The 610-nt window shown below is 61.0% G+C and carries 1 protein-coding gene; it reads left to right on the top strand.

Annotated elements, in window-relative coordinates; translation table 11 throughout:
* A partial coding sequence (locus DWB85_RS19365) for an IS66 family transposase (RefSeq protein ID WP_162846214.1) occupies positions 1-610 on the top strand: 610 nt, incomplete at both ends.

Raw genomic sequence — 610 nt, 5'->3', positions numbered from 1 at the left:
CGGATGCTGACAAGGAAGGCGCGCTGAAGACCTTCTTCAGCAAGGTCAAGGAAGAGCTGAGCTACATCCCGCCGCAGCTCAAGGTTATTGAATACTGGCAGGAGAAGGCGGTCTTTGCCGCTACTGAGGCGGATGCAGGCGTCGAGGAGCACATCGTCGCTGCACCGCGCCCGGCACACCCGCTGGGCAAGTGCTTCGCCCATTCCTCGCTGCTGGCCTATCTCATCACCGCCAAGTACGCCGATGGGCTGCCGCTGTATCGGCTTGAAGGCATCCTCAAGCGTGAAGGGCACGGCGTCAGCCGCAGCGTGATGGCGAACTGGATCATCCGCCTGGAAGACGTCTTCCGGCCATTGATGAACCTGCTCAGGGAAGAGCAGAACAGCTACCGCTACCTGCAGGCCGATGAAACGCGGATCCAGGTCCTGAAGGAAGACGGCAAGACGGCCCAAGCGCAGAAATGGATGTGGGTGACCCGTGGCGGCCCCCCGGACCGACCGTCTGTCCTGTTTGCCTATGATCCCAGTCGGGCTGGGGAGGTCGCTGAGCGATTATTTGATGGCTTTACCGGTATCCTGCAGGCGGATGGCTACAGTGGTTACGCTGCCGT

Source organism: Seongchinamella sediminis (assembly GCF_003457605.1).
Lineage (GTDB): Bacteria > Pseudomonadota > Gammaproteobacteria > Pseudomonadales > Halieaceae > Halioglobus > Halioglobus sediminis.
The sequence above is the reverse complement of the archived record's forward strand: the minus strand, read 5'-3'. Positions and strand labels throughout refer to the sequence as shown.